Here is a 16,280-nt window from a genome sequence, read left to right as displayed (position 1 = left end):
GGCGCCAGGGGATTTCGCCCCCGCCGCCCCTACCCTTCCCGTCCTCCAGGGGCTGTGCCCCTTCGACCCCCTTGGGCGCCTGGGAGCTCGGGTGGTGGGGTGCGTGGGCGGGTGCGGGTGTGATGTGGCTGGTCGCGCCGTTCCCCGCGCCCCTGGTGGGGGCGCCCCCAGGGGCGCTTCCTAACGTTGCTCCAGGCGTTGGTGGATCACCTGGGCGAAGTGCGTGAGGGTGCGGCCCGTGGCCAGGTCCGTGGGGGAGAGGCGGATGGTGAAGAGGTCCCTGGTGGCCACCAGGAACTGCATGCCGAGGAGCGAGTCCAGGCCGTAGTCCGTGACGTTGCGGGTGGGGTCCAGGTCGGTGGGGTCGGTCTGGAGGACGTTCGCGAGGATGCTGGTCAGGGTGTCGGTGATGGTGCGTACCGCCTCGTCCGGTGGGAGGTCCCGCAGGGTGCGGAGCAGTTCGTCGCGGGCGTCGGGGGAGGTCATCGAGGACGACGGGGCCAGGTGGGCGAAGCGCGGCGTGGCCAGGGCCGGCAGCAGGTGGCGGGCGGCGCCCCAGCGGTAGCGGCCCGCGCCGGCGACATCGGCGCCGGCGGCCAGCAGACGGTCGGCGGTGGCCAACACCTCGTCCGGGGTGAGGAGTTCGAGGCCGCGTTCGGCCATGGCGGCGCCCAGGCCGCTGCGGGCGACGTACCCCGTCCCGCCGACCGGCCCCCAGGCCAGCGCCGTACCCGCGCGCCCCGCCGCACGCCGGGCCCGGGCCAGCGCCTCCAGGTAGGCGTTGGCCGCCGCGTACGCCGACTGACCGGGGTTGCCGATCGCGGCCGAGACGGAGGAGTGGCCGAGGAACAGGTGCAGATCCGGGGCGCGTTCGGCGGTGAGCCGGTCCAGCAGGGCCGCGCCCCCCGCCTTGGGCGCCAGTACCGCCGCGAACCGCTCGTCGTCGAGATCGGCCAGTACCGCGTCGTCCAAGTGCATCGCCGCGTGCACGAGGCCGCGCAGCCGGTGCCCGGTGGCGTCGACGGAGTCGAGGACCCGGCGCAGCGCGGCCTCGTCGGTGACGTCGGCGGCGTACGCGGTGGCCCGTACCCCGCGCTCGGCGAGTTCGCGGAGCAGGGCGGGCGCCTCGGGGGCGTCGGGGCCGCGCCGGGAGAGCAGCGCCAGGTGCCGGGCGCCGCCGTCGGCCAGCCGGCGGGCGGTGGCGGCGCCGAGCCCGCTCAGCCCGCCGGTGATCAGGTAGGTGCCCTCGCCGTCGAGCCGTGGGGTGCCGGGCGCGGGCTCCACGGGGACCGGTTCGTCCAGGGGGTCGAAGGAGACGACGACCTTCCCGGTGTGCCGGGAGTGCTGGAGCAGGTGGAAGGCCTCGTCGACCCGGGCGGCCGGGTGGACCGTGTGGGGCAGCGGCCGGTAGACGCGGGAGCGGACCTCCCTCCCGAAGTCCGCGAGGAGCCGGGTGCGCAGGGCGGGGGAGTCCATGACGGCGTCGAGGTTGAAGCCGATGAAGCTGAGACTGCGGTCGAACGGGCGCAGGGTGATCGGGTTGTTGAGGAAGATGTCCCGCTTGCCGAGCTCGATGAACCGGCCGGTGGGGCGCAGCAGGTCCAGTCCCTGCGCGATGGCCTCGCCGCTGAGGGAGTTGACGACGACGTCCACGCCCCGGCCGTCGGTGAGTTCCCGTACCCGGGGCACGAAGTCCAGGCTGCGGGAGTCGAGCACGTGCGCGACGCCGAGCGTGCGCAGCAGGTCCCGCTTGGTCTCGGTGCCGGCGGTGGCGAGGACGCGGGCGCCCTGCCGGCGGGCGCACTGGAGGACGGCGAGGCCCACCGCACCGGCCCCGCCGTGCACCAGTACGGTCTCCCCGGGGGCGAGCCTGGCCTGGTTGACCAGGGTCTCGTGGACGGTCAGGAAGGCGACGGGGAAGGTCGCCGCCTCGGTGAAGCCCATGCCGTCGGGGATGCGGACGAGGGCGACGGCCGGGGTCGTCGCATGGGAGGCGAGGGCGGCGGGCACGATCCCGCACACCCGGTCGCCGACCCGCAGCCCGGTCACCCCGTCCCCGACGGCGGACACGATCCCGGCACCGTCGGTGCCCAGCCCGCGGCCGAGCGGGCTGTTCTCCACCGCCTCGGGCGGCAGCAGACCGTTGGCCCGCATGGGGTCGCGGTAGTTCAGGGCCACCGCCCGCATCTCCAGGGCGACTTCGCCCGGTCCGGGCGCGGGCCGCTCCATCTCCCGCCAGACCAGCCGCCGGTGCAGTCCGGGGTCGCGGGCCTCCAGAAGGAACGGCGTGCCGGGCGCGGGGACGGCGGGGGGCTCGTCCGCCGGGTGCTGGACCTGCCGGGGCACGAACCGGCCCCGCGCGGTCAGCACCACCTCGTCCTCCCGCACGCTCCCGTCGTCGCCGGGAGCGAGGAGTTCCCCGGCCAGCCGGCCGGCGTCCGTGCCGGGGTCGCCGGTGCGGTGACACGACAGGCGCCGCAACGTCAGATCGGGGCGCTCGTTGGCGAGGACGCGACAGGCCGCCCACACCGCCGCGTCGACCGGATGCGACGGCTCCTCCGGCGCCGGGAACAGCCCGGTCGGACGAGTGACGAGCCAGACCTGCGGGCCGCCGTCGCCGAGCCCGTCACAGGCGCCGGCCAGCGTGCGCAACAGGGCCGCGCGCCGGGCGGTCCGCACGACGACGGCCTCGCCCGGACCCTCCTCCGCGGTCTCGTCCGGGCCGGACTCGGCGAGCAGCAGGACGACACCGGGAGCGGAGCCGGCGGGCGGGGCCTCGGAGGTGTGCGTACCGGCATCTCCCCCGTCCCGCACCCGTGCTCCCGACGCCTCCGTCAGGACATCCCTCCACCCGGCCGCCGACTCCGGAGCCGGGACCACGGTGGCGTGGCCCAGGCGGGCCGCCAGTGCGCGGGCCGTCGTCGATTCCGTGGCGTTCTCCACGGCGATCACCCATGAGGTGCCGGGGGCCGGGAGCGGTGCCTCCGGTGTCGCCGGATCGTCGTGGTGCGCCGCGGCCAGGAGGACGGAGCGGTCCCGCGGGCCGGTCTGGGCCACGGCGGGGAAGCCGCAGTCGCGGAGCAGGGGCGCCCAGCGGTCGCGGGGGAGGACGCGGCAGACCGGGCGCAGCGCGTGGTCGGCGCGTTCCCAGAAGTCGTTGAGCGCGCCGGACAGCAGCGCCTGGAGCCGGACGTCGTGCGGTTCGACGGCCAGCAGGTGGCCGCCGGGGGCCAGCACGCCGCGCAGCCGGCGCAGGGTGGCGGACAGATCGGCCGTGGCGTGCAGCGCGTCGCCCGCGAGGACGAGGTCGAAGCCGGCCCGGGGCAGGCCCTGGTCCACCGGGTCGGTGTTCGGGTCCAGGGCGCGGTACTCGACGAAGTCGTATGCGGTGAACCGGTGTTCGGCGCGGGGGAGTGCGCTCCGGTCCGGTGCGGCGCATGTGTAGCGGGTGCGGTCGGCCGGCAGCAGGGGCAGGACCGCCGCCGTCAGCGCGGTCGTGCTGGCGCCGATCTCCAGGATCCGCAGCGGACGGTCGGCGGGCCACCGGGCGACGAGTTCGCCGAGCAGCGCCTGCACGGCACGGTGGGCGAACCGGTGGGCCGGCCCGGTCTCGTGGAGCTGCTCGTAGGCGCTGTCCCCGGGCGGCAGCAGCTCGCCCGCGTCCACGCGCCCGCGCAGCACGTCCGGCAGCCGGCACAACTGCTGGTTGAGGAGGAGCGTCTCGGCGCCGTACGCGGGATGGTCCTCCACCAGCGCGCGCAGCAGCGCCTGGGGCCGGAGCTCGGCGCCGGTCAGCCTCCACCCGTGCCCCGCCGACTGGACGAGGCCCTGCTCGGCCAGCAGGGGCAGCAGCAGCCGGGCCGCCCGCCGGTGCCTCGGCTGCATGCCCCCGGCGACCAGGTCGGCCGTCGAGAACGGGGCCGTCGGGTCGGCGAGGAGACCGCGCAGGGTCTCGGCCCAGCAGTGGGCGCCGGCCCGTGCGACGGCGGCGAGGAACCGGTCGTGTCCGGTGTCGTCCAGCGCGGCCCGGGCGGCGGCCAGGCGCGGTGCCACGGCGCGCAGCACCTCGTCGGGCGCGGGCAGCGGCGAGGGCGCGGCGGGGGTCCCCCGGTGCGGGGCGGCGCGCAGCACCGTGCGCTGCACGGTCAGCGGGGTGTGCTCGGCCAGATGCCCGCGCCGGGTGCGGCAGCCGTCGATCTCGGCGGTGACCGTGCCGTCCGCGTCGGCGTAGGTGATGTCCCAGCAGATCTCGTTGACGCTGCGACTGCGCCGGCGCAGGTGCACGACCCCGGTGGGCGAGGGCGTGCGCCACACCCGTACGGAACCGAACACGGTCGGCAGGAACGCGGCGGACTCCGCCTCGGGACCGGCGAGCGCCACGGTGGCCTGAAGCGGCGCGTCGAGCAGGACGGGGTGGGCGGTGTAGGCGTCGGCGGTGTGCGGCAGCCGGTAGGAGACCAGCGCCTCGCCGTCACCGGCGTCCACGCGGTCGATGAGCTGGAAGGCGGGTCCGCAGTTCAGCCCGATGGCGTGACATCTCGCATAGAACTCCGGTCCGTCCAGCGGCCGTGGGCAGCGGGCCAGGACTGCGCCGACGTCCAGCGGCGCCGGTGCCGTGCCCAGCAGCGTGCGGACCTGCGCGCGGACGACCGGCCGGCACTCCCCGCCGTGCTCCTCGCGGACGCTGACGGTCAGGGCCCCGTCGTCCGGGGTGACCGCCGTCTGCACGGCGAGGGGCGTCGGGTCCGGCCACGGCACGGACAGCGGGCGGCCGATCTCCAGGTGCCGCACCTCGACCGGGCGGTCCAGGGCCCGCCGGCCCGCGCTCAGCGCCATCTCCACGTAGGCGGCCGCCGGCATGAGGACGTCGTCGCCGATCCGGTGGTCGCCCAGCCACGGCACGAGCTGCGGCTCGACGGTGCCGTGCCAGACGGGGTGCGGGGCGGGCATCCGCTCGCCCACCAGGGGGTGGTCCAGGGCGCCGCTGCCGGTGGCCCGGACGACCAGATCGTGCGCGGAGCCGTGCCAGTACCGCTCGTGCTGCCACGCGTAGGCGGGCAGGTCGACGACCCGGCCGGGGCGAGGGAAGTGGTGGCGCCAGTCGGTGCCGGGGTCGGCGGCGAGCACGGCGGCGACGGCCGCCGCGCCCTCGCGCACACCGTCCCCGTCCCGGTGCAGGGTGGCCACGCAGGCGGCACCGGTGCGGCGCAGATACGGGCGCAGCACCGGGTGCGGACCGACCTCGACCAGGACACCGGCGTGCTCGGCGGCGAGCACCCCGGCGGCCTCGGCGAACCGCACCGGCTCGCGCACGTTGCGCCACCAGTACCCGGCGTCCAGCTCCGGCCCGTCCAGCGGCGTGCCGGTGACGGTGGAGACGAACGGGACGCGGGCGCGGCCGGGGGCGAGCCCGTCGAGGGCGGTGAGCAGCGGCTCCCGGATGGGGTCCATGGCCCGGCTGTGGAAGGCGTAGTCCAGGGCCAGTTCGCGGAAGAAGACGCCCCGCGCGGTCAGTTCGGCACCCCAGGCCGCCAGCGTGTCGGCGTCCCCGGCGACGGTCACGTCCCGCTCACTGTTGACGCCCGCGATCTCCAACGCGCCCGAAGTCTCCGACGCGCCCGCGATCTCCGACGCGCCCGCGTGGCGCCGGAGTTCCTCGCGGGCCTGGTCCTCGGACAGACCGACGGCGGCCATCCGACCCCGCCCCGCCGTGGCGCCCTGGGTGCGGCTGCGTGCGGCGATCACCAGGGCCGCCTGGTCCAGCGTCAGGATGCCGGCGGCATGGGCGGCGGCGACCTCGCCGACGCTGTGCCCGGCCACCGCGCGCGGGCACACGCCGTGCGAGGCGAGCAGCGCGGTCAGGCCCACCTGGACGGCGAACAGGGCGGGTTGTGCGATCTCCGTGCGCTGCCAGGTCGGCGGGCGGGGATGCGCCAGCTCCTTCGCCACCGACCAGCCCAGGTGCGGCGCGAGGGCCGCGTCGGCCTCCTCGACGGCCGCGCGGAACGCCGGCGCGTGCTTCAGCAGATCGGCGCCCATGCCCGGCCACTGGGAGGCGTTGCCGGCGTACACGAACGCGGTACCGCCCCGCTCGGCCGTGCGGACGACGGCTCCCCGGGCGGGCTCGCCCGCCGTCAGCAGCTCCAACTGCCGTGCGGCGTCCGCCGGATCGGCGGCCAGGACGGCAGCGCGGTGCGGATGCGCGGTGCGCCGTACGGTGCCGGTGTGGGCGACGTCGTAGAACTCCCCGGGCGCGGTGGTCCGCAACCGCTCGGCCATGCGGGCGCTCAACTGCTCGAGCGCCTTGGGGGAGCGCGCGGAGACGACCACCGGCAGCGGCCCGGACGCCGGCTCCGGCCCCTCTTCACCCCGTGCCCGGCGAGCGCCGCCAGCGTGTCCGCCGGGGGCCGCGGCAGCGGGCGGCAGGGTGACCACGGCGTGCGCGTTGGCCCCGCCGAAGCCGAACGAGGACACCCCCACGGCGGCCCGCCTGCCCGGCGTCAGCGGGACGGGCTCGACGGCGGGGGCCAGCCCCAGGCCGTCGAAGTCGATCGCGGGGTTGAGGGGGAGCGCGTGCAGGGACGCCGGGACCAGCCCGTGGCGCAGCACCAGGATCGCCTTGAGCAGCGCCGGCATCCCGGACGCGGGCTCCAGATGACCGAGGTTCGACTTCACCGAGCCGATCGGCAGCGGCCCCCCGCGCCGCCGCCGGCCCAGCGCCCGCCCGATGGCCTCGGCCTCCGCCGGGTCCCCGACCTGGGTGCCGGTGCCGTGCGCCTCGACGTACACCAGGTCGTCCGGGTCGATCCCGGCCTCCGCGTAGACCGCGTGCAGCAGCGCCTCCTGCGTCTCGGCGCTGGGCACGATCAGGCCCGTGCTGCGGCCGTCGGTGTTGTTGCCGGTGGCGGCCAGCACGGCGTGCACCCGGTCGCCGTCGGCCACCGCGTCCGCGAGGCGCTTGAGGACGAGCACCGCCCCGCCCTCCGCCCGCACGAACCCGTCGGCCTCGGCGGAGAACGCCGCGCACCGGCCGCGCCGCGACAGCATGCCCGCGTACGAGAACCCGGCGAACGGATAGGGCGTCGACAGCACGTTGACGCCGCCCGCCAGGGCGACGCGGCTCGTGCCCTCGCGCAGGGTGCGGCAGGCCCGGTCCAGCGCGACCAGCGCGGAGGAGCAGGCCGTGTCCACCGCCATGCTCGGCCCGCGCAGATCGAAGGCGTACGACAGCCGGTTCGCGGTGAGGGAGAGGGTGGCGCCGGGCATGGTGTGCGGGCTGGTGTGGTCCTGCATCATCGAGAGCGTCACCCCGTAGCCGGGGTCGGAGACACCCACGTACACGCAGGTGTCCGACCCGGCCAGCGCACCGGCGGGCACGGCGGCGTCGTCCAGCGCCTCGGCGGCCATCTCCAGGAGCAGCCGCTGCTGCGGGTCGATGTGCCGGGCCTCGGCCGGTGACATGCCGAAGTAGGCCGCGTCGAACGAGGCCACGTCGTCGAGGAAGCCGCCGGCGGCGGTGTAACTGCGCCCGGGCCGCACGGTCTCCGGGTCCACCATGCGCTCCCTGGGCAGCCGGTCGGCGGGCATCTCGCCCACCACGTCCCGCCCCTCGCGGAGCACGGACCACAGCCCGTCCAGATCCGTGATGCCCCCGGGGAGCCGGCAGCCGACCCCCACCACCGCCACGGCCCGTTCGCCCTGCTGCATGCCAAGTCCCCGCCTTCTCACGCCGTTTGCGCACTGTGGTAGCGGAGTGAAGGGGACCGCCGGGCGGAAAAGCCAGTGCCAACCACTCGTTGTGGTGAAGACCGCCGCAGAAAGGGATTTTCGGTGCGAGGGCGGCGAAGGCGCCGCTACGGTGACGCGGTGCCCGAAGCCCTCCGTGCCCGTATCGCCGCCGTCTCCTCCCATCTGCCGTCCCGTTACCGGACCATGGACGAGATCCGCGCCCGGATCGCCGGGACCGGCGGCTACGCGCCCCCGCCCGGCCTCCTCGAAGACCTCACCGGGGTCCGCGGCGTCCATGTGCACGAGGACGGCGAGAACGCCTCCGACCTCGCCGTCGCCGCCGCCCGCACGGCGCTCGCCGAGTCGGGCCTCGCGATCGGCGACATCGACCTGCTGCTGTTCGCCTCCACCGCGCTGGACCTGATCGAACCCGCCACCTCCCATCTCGTCGCCGCCAAACTGGGCGCCTCCTGCCCGGTGTTCGACGTCAAGAACGCCTGCAACAGCGTCCTGAACGCGATGGAGGTGGCCGCCTCCTTCATCGAGACCGGCCGCTACCGCACGGTCCTCATCGCCTGCGGCGAACCCGCCACCCTGGCCACCCGCTGGCACGCCCCCGACCGCCAGGCCCTGCTGCGCGCCCTGCCCGGCTACACCGCCTCCGACGCGGGCGCCGCCCTGGTGCTCACCGCCGGACCCGCGGGCGCGGACGACCCCGGCATCCTCGCGCTGCGGTTCGTCAGCAACTCCGACGCGTGGGAGGCCTGCACGGTCTCCGGCGGCGGCAGCATGCACCACCTCTCCACCCACGACGACCACACCACGCTGCGCCTCAACGGCGACCTGCGCCAGGGCGCGCTCGACGCCCTCCCGCGCATCCTGGACGCCGCCGGGAAGGAACTCGAAGCGGTCCGCACCAGCGCCTTCGTCGCCTTCCACCAGATCGCCATGCCGCAGTACCGCGAGATGATCGAGCTGCTCTCGCTGCCCGAGGACCGCTGCATGCCCGCGGTGGCCGAGCACGGCAACTGCGCGGCGGCCTCCCTCCCGCTGCAACTCGTCAAGGCGCGCGAGGCCGACCGCATCGAGAGCGGTGACCTGGTGACGATGATCGGCCTCGCCAGCGGGTTCAGCTTCGGCCTGGCACTCGTCCGGTGGTGAGCGCGCACGCGGGGGGCGCCCTCGCGCGGGAACGGCTGCTCCCGGGCTACCCCGCGCCCCGGCACTGGCGGCGGGTGCCGGTCACGGGGCAGCACTACCTCGACCTCGGCTCCGGCCGGCCGGTGCTGTTCCTGCACGGCAACCCGTCCTGGAGCTACGTCTGGCGCACGCTGCTGCACCGGCTCGCCCCGCACGCCCGCTGCCTCGCCCCCGACCTGCCCGGCTTCGGCCTCTCCCGGCACCTGCGCCCCGCCGACGGGGTCCCCGACCCCTACGAGGCCCAACTGGAGGGCCTGGACAGCCTGTTCCGGCATCTCGTCCGGGACGAGGGGCTGCCCGAGCGGGGCTGGACGTTCGTCCTGCACGACTGGGGCGGCCCGCTCGGCACCGCCTGGGCGCTGCGCAACCCGGGCGTGGTGGCCCGGCTCGTCGTCTGCAACACCGTGGCCTTCCCCTTCCCGGACGGCTTCCGGCTGCCGTACTACCTGCGCTGGATCCGCGACCACCGGCCCGTCGCCGAACTCGTCCACCGCACCAACGCGTTCGCCCGCGTGGCCGTCCGGGCCGGCGTCCACCATCCGCTCACCCCGGCCGAACGCCGGGCCCTGCTGCGGCCGTACGCCCGCCGCACGGAACGCCGGGCGCTCACCGACGCCGTCCGGGCGATCCCGCGCGACCTCACGGACCCGGTGTGGCGGCTCCTCGAACCGGGCGCCGACGGCGCCGACCCGACGTCGCTGCCGCTGCTCATCGGCTGGGGCATGCGTGACCCCGTCTTCACCCCGGCGCTGCTGGAGGAGTGGATCCGCCGCGCCCCGCACGCCGACGTCCACCGCTTCCCCGACGCCGGGCACTTCGTGATGGAGGACGCGGGGGTCCAACTGGCCCACCGCATCCGGGACTTCCTGGAGGAGACCGCATGACCCGCTCCGTCCGCCTCCGGGAGTACCTGGAGGCCACCGCATGACCCGCTCCGTCCGCGTCCGGGAGTTCCCGGAGGCCACCGCATGACCCTCTCCGTCCCCGGCTTCGCCGCCCACCTGGCCGAACGGCCCGACGACACCGCCCTCATCCGCTGCCGCAAGGGGATCTCCCGCACGACCACCCGGGGCGAGCTGGTACGGGACTGCCACCGCCTCGCGGGGCGGCTGCACGAGGCCGGGGTGCGGCCCGGCCACAAGGCGGTCGTCATGACGCGCGACGCCTACGACCTGACCACCCTCGCCTACGCCCTCGGCGTCCTCGGCGCCGTCCCGGTGCTCATCGAACCGCGCGCCGAGGTGGGCCGGTGCCTGGAGGACGTCGCTCCGGACGTCTTCATCGGCGAACCGCTGGCCCACCTGGGGCGCCGGGTCCTGGGGTGGGGGCGGGGGCAGGTGCGGGTTCCGCTGGTCACGGGGGCCGGGCCGCGGGTGCTGGGGGAGCGGTTGGAGAGGCGGGCGGCGGGTGGCAGCGGCCCGTCGATCGGGTCGCCCCCCTCGCTCCGGCCGGAGGAACGTGACGGCGACGCGCTCGCCCTGATCGCCTTCACCTCCGGCTCCACCGGACGCCCCAAGGGCGCGGAGTACCGCCACGCCACTCTCGCCGGGCAGATCGACGCGCTGAAGACCCTGCTGGACCCGCGCCCCGACGACGTGCTCCTCGCCGGGTTCCTGCCCGTCGCGCTGCTCGGCCCGCTCCTGGGGCCGGCCACCGTCGCCCCGGCCGTCAACCACCTCGCCCCCGCCCGCACCCCGCCGGGGGAGCTGGTCGGGCCGATCCTCCGGCACCGGGTCACCACGATCCTGGCGTCCCCCGCCGTCCTCGCGCTCCTCGCCGGCCACTGTGCCCGGCACCGGCTCACCCTGCCCTCGGTCCGGCGGGTCCTCTCCTTCGGCGCCCCGCTGCGTACCCGGCTCGCCGACGCGCTGCGTGCCGCCGTCCCCGGTGACGCGGAGATCCTCAGCGTCTACGGCGCCACCGAGTGCCTGCCCGTCTCCGTGCTCGGCGACCACGAGCTGCGGGCCGCCCGCGCCGACCCGCCCACCGGGCACGCCGGTACCTGCCTCGGCCGGCCGCTGCCCGGCGTCCACGCGCGCATCCTGGACGCCGACGCCACCGGGCTCGGCGAGATCGCCGTCGCGGGCGCCACCGTCAGCCCCGCCTACCACGCGCGCCCCGACGCCGACGTCGCCACCAAGAGCCTCACCGACCACGGCGTACTGCACCGCACCGGCGACCTGGGCCGGCTCGACGACGAGGGCCGGCTGTGGTTCCTCGGGCGCAAGGCGCACCTGGTCACCAGTGCCGGCTTCACCCTGCCCACCGAGGACATCGAGGCAGCGGCGGACACGGCCCCCGGCGTCCGGCGCACCGCGCTCGTCGGGGCGGGACCGGCGGTGTGCCAACTGCCCGTGCTGTGCGTCGAGGTGCGGCGCGGCGCCGTCCGTGCCGATGCCCTGGCGGCCGTCCGCGCGGTGCTGAAGGACCATCCCGACGGGCACCGCATCGGTGCCCTGCTGCCGCACTCCGGGTTCCCCATGGACCCCCGGCACAACTCGAAGATCGACCGCATGCGACTGGCCGGCTGGGCGACACGGCGGCTGCGCGGGAGGTTCCGATGAAGGTACTGGTCACCGGCGGGAGCGGCTTCCTTGGGCGGGAACTGTGCCGCCAACTGGGCGCGCGCGGCGCGGCCGTCTCCTCCCTCGCCCGCCGCCCCAGCGCCGCGCTGGAACGGATGGGCGTGGAGCAGCACCTGGGCGAGCTCACCGACGCGGACGCGGTCTCCCGCGCGGTGGCCGGGTGCGACGCCGTCGTCCACAACGCCGCCCTCGCCGGGGTCAGCGGTCCGGCGCGGCCGTACTGGTCCACCAACGTCGTCGGCACCCGGCAGGTGATCGCGCAGTGCCGCGCCCACGGCGTCCGCACGCTCCTGTACACCTCGACGGCCAGCGTCGCCTTCCGGCCGGGCGGTCTCGAGTACGCCACCGAGCAACTGCACGCCGTACCCTCCCAGTTGGCCGCCTATCCGGCCACCAAGGCCCGGGCCGAGGCGCTGGTGCTGGCCGCGCACGGCCCAAAGCTGGCCACCGTCTCGCTGCGTCCGCACATCATCTGGGGGCCGGGCGACCCCCACTTCGCCCCCGCCCTCGCCCGCGCCGTACGGGCCGGCCGGCTGCTGATGCCGGGCGACGGCAACAACCTCGTCGACACCACCCACGTCCGCACCGCCGCCCACGCCCATCTGCTCGCCCTGGACCGTCTGCGGGCGGAGGGCACGGCGGCGGCGATCGGCGGCCGGGCCTACTTCGTCAGCCAGGGCGAACCGCGCCCCCTGCGGGAGATCGCCGCGCACTTCCTGCGGGCCGCCGGTGTCGACGCCCGCTGGTGCGCCGTACCGCCCCGGCTCGCCACGGCGGCGGCGGCCGTCAGCGAGGCGCTCCTGCGCACGGCCGGTGCGAGCGACACGTTCCCGCGTGCGACCGGTGTCTCCCGCACCCACGCACTGAGCCGCTTCCTGGTCGCGGAACTGCTGACCCCGCACCACTTCGATCTCACCGCGGCCCGCCGCGACCTCGGCTTCGCGCCACCGCTCGGCTTCGACGAGGGCATCGCGGAGCTGACCGGGTCCGTCCCGCAAGACAGTCACGACAGCGAGGAGACGCCGTGCCGGACACCTACGACACCGTCCGTTCCGTCCTGACCAGCGCGTTCCGCATCCCGGCGGACGAGATCGAGCCCGGGCTGACCCTGGGACAGCTGGACCTGGACTCCCTGGCCCTGGCGGAGCTGACGCTCGTCCTGCACGAACGCTTCGGGGTGAGGATCGACGGCGAGCACGCCTCCCGGGACACGACCGTCGCCCAGGTCGTCGCCCACCTCGACGCGCTGTGCGCGGGCGGCGCCGGGGGTGCGGGGACGGTCGCCTCCTCGTGACCGCGCCCGCCTCCGTGGCCGCCGCCGCCCCCGTCGCCGTCACCGGCCTCGGTCTGCTGACGCCCGCGGGAGACGGCGCCGACGCCACCTGGGACGGGGTCCGCCGCGGCACGGGCACCGCCTCCCACGACCCGGCGCTGACCGGCCTCCCCGTGGACTTCTCCTGCCGCGTCCCGCTGTCGCCCGAGGAGCTGGCCCGACGGATCGGACGCACCGCCTGGCGCATGTCGCGCAACGCGCAGCTGGCCGTCCTCGCCGCCCGCGAGGCGGTCCATGACGCCGGCCTCGACCCCGCGACCTGGGCCGGTGACCGGGTCGCCGTCGTCGTCGGCTGCGGCATGGGCGCCGACGCGACCCGCGAGGAACAGGCCGCGCGGCTGCGGGAATCCGGCCCCGACGCGGTCTCCGCGCTCACGATCCCCCTGATCCTGCCGAACATGGCGAGCGGTGAGGTCTCCATCGACCTCGGCGCCTGCGGCCCCGCCCTCGCCCCGGCCACCGCCTGCGCCTCCGGTGCCACCGCCCTCGCCGTGGCCCGGGACCTCCTGGCCGCCGGGCGGTGCGACATCGCCGTGGCCGGGGCCACCGAGTCCGCCCTCACCCCGCTCGCGTCGGCCGGCTTCTGGCGGGCCGGCGCCCTGTCCGGGCGCACCGACGCGCCCGCGGAGGCGTCCCGGCCCTTCGCCGCCGACCGCGACGGCTTCGTCCTGGCGGAGGGCGCCGGCATCCTCGTACTGGAGCGCACCGAGGACGCGGCCGCCCGCGGCGCCCGTACCCGCGCCCTGCTGGTGGGCTGCGGCAGCACCTCGGACGCCCACCACCCCACCGCGCCCGCCCCGGGCGCCCGGGGCGCGGAGGCCGCCCTGCGCACCGCCCTGGCGGACGCGGGGCTCGCCCCGCACGACGTCGACCACGTCAACGCCCACGGCACCTCCACGCCGGTGGGCGACGCCGGGGAGGCCGCCCTCATCGCGCGGGTCCTGCCGCACCGCCCCGGCGTCACCGCGCCCAAGGGCGTCCTCGGCCACAGCCTGGGCGCGGCGGGCGCGATCGAGGCGGCGCTGACCGTCCTCACCCTCCAGCACCGCACGGTGCCCCCGATCGCCAACCTGCACGCCCCGGCCCCCGGGTTCGGCCTCGACTGCGTCACCGGGGAACCCCGCCGCCAGGACGTCCGTATCGCGGTCACCCACTCCTTCGGCTTCGGCGGCCACAACGTCGTCCTGGTCCTGGCCAGGGCGTGAGGGGTCCGGCGGGTGCGGCGTCCGGAACCCCTGCGGTCAGGTCGCCAGGAGCCGGGGGCAGCGGGCGGCGGGTGAGCCGACCAGCCGGAAGTAACCGAACTCCTCGCCCTTCGCGCACCGCGTTCCCCGCGTCGCGGTCAGTACCACCGACGCCACGTGCGACATGCCCACCGAGACGACACCGACGACGCCGATGTCCCCGGCGTCGGACTCCGAGGTGTCGATCGTGACGACTCCCCGGGTCTGGGAGAACTCGTAACCGGTCTTCGCGCTGTCCTTGGACCGCAACTGGTGGTCCTGGAGATCCACCTGCATGAAGACCTTGCCCTGGACGACGAACGATTCCTCCACCCGGCCCGCGACCGGCAGATGGAAGCGGTGGTAGGCGGACGGCGGCAGCATGTAGTGGGCGAAACGCCCGCCGGCGAAGGCCTCGGCGTACCGGCTGCCTTCGATGAGCTGCCTGATGTTGCCGTACTTGTGGGTGGCCTTGAGAGTCGTGGCCGGAATGTTCGACTCCGCGTCGATGTCGTACGCCCGCTGAAAGCCGCAGTCGGCCGGGGACGTGACCACCAGATTGTTCAAGGGCTCGGAGACCGGACGCAGCCCGGAATTGAGCCGCCGGGCGAAGAACTGGTTGAAGGTGAGCCGGCCGCTCGGCTCGTTGGGCACACCGTCGACCAGGGACGCCTCGACGTCGTACTCGGGGGCGTCGTCGAGGAAGGAATCCAGGATCTCCTGGCTGAAGGACTCCGGGGTGTCCAGGAAACTTCCCCATTGCCGGGCGAACTCGGTGAGCCAGTCGCGGAAGGCGTCGGAATTCTCGGCGATCGCGGTTCTGCCGTCGTCCACTTTCTGGTCGACGAGCCAGAAGAAATGCGCGAGCCGGTCGCTTACCTCTTTCGCGTACCGTTCTCCCGGGGCGCTCTTCCGCCAGGCCTTCGCGGCACTCTGCCGGGGAATCCACCGGACGAAGCGCCGGAGATATTCCTCGTACTCGGCGAGGGTCTCCGGCCATTCGAGCGCGGCGTGGACATCCTGGTCCAGTTCGCCGCGCGCCCGTTCGCCAGCCTGCACCAGGGACCGTTCCAGCAGGCCCGCGAGCCCTTCGTCCCGGGCGAGGAGGTCACGGAGACGCTCGACGACGGCATCGGGTGTGGTCATGCGGATACTCCTCGGTCGGGAAAACAGCGGAGAAAACGAGGAGTACCCGCAGACGAGGCCGCCTATCGTGGTGCCGGTTACCATGTGGGGGCATCCGAGGGAAAGAGACGCGGGGACGTTGACGAAGCTGAGAGAGGTCACAGCGACCCGTTACCTGGCTCCCCTCCACTCCGGCGGCTCCGTTCCCGGCCTCGTCGAGGCGGACGACCTCGGAACGTACGTCGTGAAGTTCACCGCGTCCGCGCAAGGGCTCAAGGCGCTCGTCGCCGAGGTGATCGTCGGTGAACTGGCCCGTGCGCTCGGGCTGCGCGTGCCCGAACTCGTGCGTGCCCGTTTCGACCCCGCCGTCGGCGCGCACGAGCCGCACCAGGAGGTGCGCGACCTGCTCGACGCGAGCGCCGGCCTCAACCTCGGCATGGACTACCTGCCGGGCGCCGCCGACTACACCCCGGAGCTCGCCGAGACCTTCCCCGCGGACCCGCTGGAGGCCGGCCGTATCGTCTGGCTGGACGCCCTCACGGTCAACGTCGACCGCACCGTCCACAGCTCCAACCTCATGGTCTGGCCCACCCTCGGGGTCGCGCCCCCGCGGCTGTGGCTCATCGACCACGGCGCGGCCCTCGTCTTCCACCACCGCTGGGACACCTCCGCGCCCGAGAAGGCGTACGACTTCCGGCACCACGCGCTCGGCCACGCCGCCCCGGACGTACGGGCCGCCGACGCGGAACTGGCGCCGCGCGTCACCGAGGAACTGCTGCGCGAGGTCACCGCCGCCGTCCCCGACGCCTGGCTGACCGTCGAGGCGGGCTTCGCCACGCCCGACGAGGTCCGTGCGGCGTACGCCGGCTATCTGGCCGCCCGCGCCCGGGCGTCCGCGGCCTGGCTGCCGACCGACTTCCCCACCCGCGAGGAGCGCGCCGCCGAGGAGGCCCGGCGTGCGGCCCGCACCCGGCGCGGCCGGCCGGCCTGGCTCCAGCACGTCCCCGACCTGCACGGCAGACCGGCGGCGGAGCAGGACTGGTCGCGGCACCTGGGCTGACCCGGGGGCGTGCTCTCGGGCGCGCC

At 75.4% G+C, this 16,280-nt stretch carries 9 protein-coding genes; 7 read left to right on the top strand and 2 right to left on the bottom strand.

Annotation, left to right across the window (positions count from 1 at the left end):
* Positions 1-180: 180 nt before the first annotated feature.
* A complete protein-coding gene (locus IO29_RS40140; protein ID WP_030381252.1) occupies positions 181-7,707 on the bottom strand; it encodes a type I polyketide synthase in 7,527 nt (2,508 codons plus the stop codon).
* 159 nt (positions 7,708-7,866) lie between these two features.
* On the opposite strand from IO29_RS40140, the gene IO29_RS32940 reads away from it, so the two are divergent.
* From IO29_RS32940 to IO29_RS32915, 6 genes are all read left to right on the top strand, one after another.
* Positions 7,867-8,889 carry a 3-oxoacyl-ACP synthase III family protein gene (locus IO29_RS32940; RefSeq protein ID WP_030381253.1) on the top strand — a complete coding sequence of 341 codons (1,023 nt, stop codon included), beginning with the start codon at positions 7,867-7,869 and terminating at the stop codon, positions 8,887-8,889.
* A complete protein-coding gene (locus IO29_RS32935) occupies positions 8,886-9,812 on the top strand; it encodes an alpha/beta fold hydrolase (protein ID WP_030381254.1) in 927 nt (308 codons plus the stop codon). Before IO29_RS32940 ends, IO29_RS32935 begins: the two co-directional genes overlap by 4 nt.
* Positions 9,813-9,896: 84 nt before the next feature.
* Positions 9,897-11,492 carry an AMP-binding protein gene (locus IO29_RS32930; RefSeq protein ID WP_030381255.1) on the top strand — a complete coding sequence of 532 codons (1,596 nt, stop codon included), beginning with the start codon at positions 9,897-9,899 and terminating at the stop codon, positions 11,490-11,492.
* Complete coding sequence (locus IO29_RS32925; RefSeq protein WP_033225492.1) at positions 11,489-12,574, top strand: NAD-dependent epimerase/dehydratase family protein; 1,086 nt, start codon at positions 11,489-11,491, stop codon at positions 12,572-12,574. Before IO29_RS32930 ends, IO29_RS32925 begins: the two co-directional genes overlap by 4 nt.
* Entirely contained in the window at positions 12,538-12,807 is a 270-nt protein-coding gene (locus tag IO29_RS32920; RefSeq protein WP_030381257.1) for an acyl carrier protein, read from the top strand. The genes IO29_RS32925 and IO29_RS32920 overlap by 37 nt, the downstream gene beginning before the upstream one ends.
* On the top strand, positions 12,804-14,051 hold the full coding sequence (locus IO29_RS32915) for a beta-ketoacyl-[acyl-carrier-protein] synthase family protein (RefSeq protein ID WP_234307590.1): 1,248 nt from the start codon (positions 12,804-12,806) through the stop codon (positions 14,049-14,051). Before IO29_RS32920 ends, IO29_RS32915 begins: the two co-directional genes overlap by 4 nt.
* Before the next feature lie 36 nt (positions 14,052-14,087).
* On the opposite strand, the gene IO29_RS32910 is transcribed toward IO29_RS32915, so the two are convergent.
* Positions 14,088-15,215 carry a phosphatidylserine decarboxylase gene (locus IO29_RS32910; RefSeq protein ID WP_051707598.1) on the bottom strand — a complete coding sequence of 376 codons (1,128 nt, stop codon included), beginning with the start codon at positions 15,213-15,215 and terminating at the stop codon, positions 14,088-14,090.
* A gap of 118 nt (positions 15,216-15,333) precedes the next feature.
* On the opposite strand from IO29_RS32910, the gene IO29_RS32905 reads away from it, so the two are divergent.
* The gene (locus tag IO29_RS32905) at positions 15,334-16,254 is read left to right on the top strand and encodes a HipA family kinase (protein WP_234316405.1); all 921 of its coding nucleotides are present in this window, start codon (positions 15,334-15,336) and stop codon (positions 16,252-16,254) included.
* Positions 16,255-16,280 lie beyond the last annotated feature (26 nt).

This window comes from Streptomyces sp. NRRL F-6676 (assembly GCF_000725625.1).
GTDB lineage: Bacteria > Actinomycetota > Actinomycetes > Streptomycetales > Streptomycetaceae > Streptomyces.
Note: the sequence above shows the minus strand (reverse complement) of the source record. Positions and strands in the feature narration are given on the sequence as shown.

Coding starts and splice junctions, on each gene's coding strand:
- IO29_RS32910 (WP_051707598.1), bottom strand. CDS start 15,215: ATGACCACACCCGATGCCGTCGTCGAGCGTCTCCGTGACCTCCTCGCC.
- IO29_RS32925 (WP_033225492.1), top strand. CDS start 11,489: ATGAAGGTACTGGTCACCGGCGGGAGCGGCTTCCTTGGGCGGGAACTG.
- IO29_RS40140 (WP_030381252.1), bottom strand. CDS start 7,707: ATGCAGCAGGGCGAACGGGCCGTGGCGGTGGTGGGGGTCGGCTGCCGG.
- IO29_RS32930 (WP_030381255.1), top strand. CDS start 9,897: ATGACCCTCTCCGTCCCCGGCTTCGCCGCCCACCTGGCCGAACGGCCC.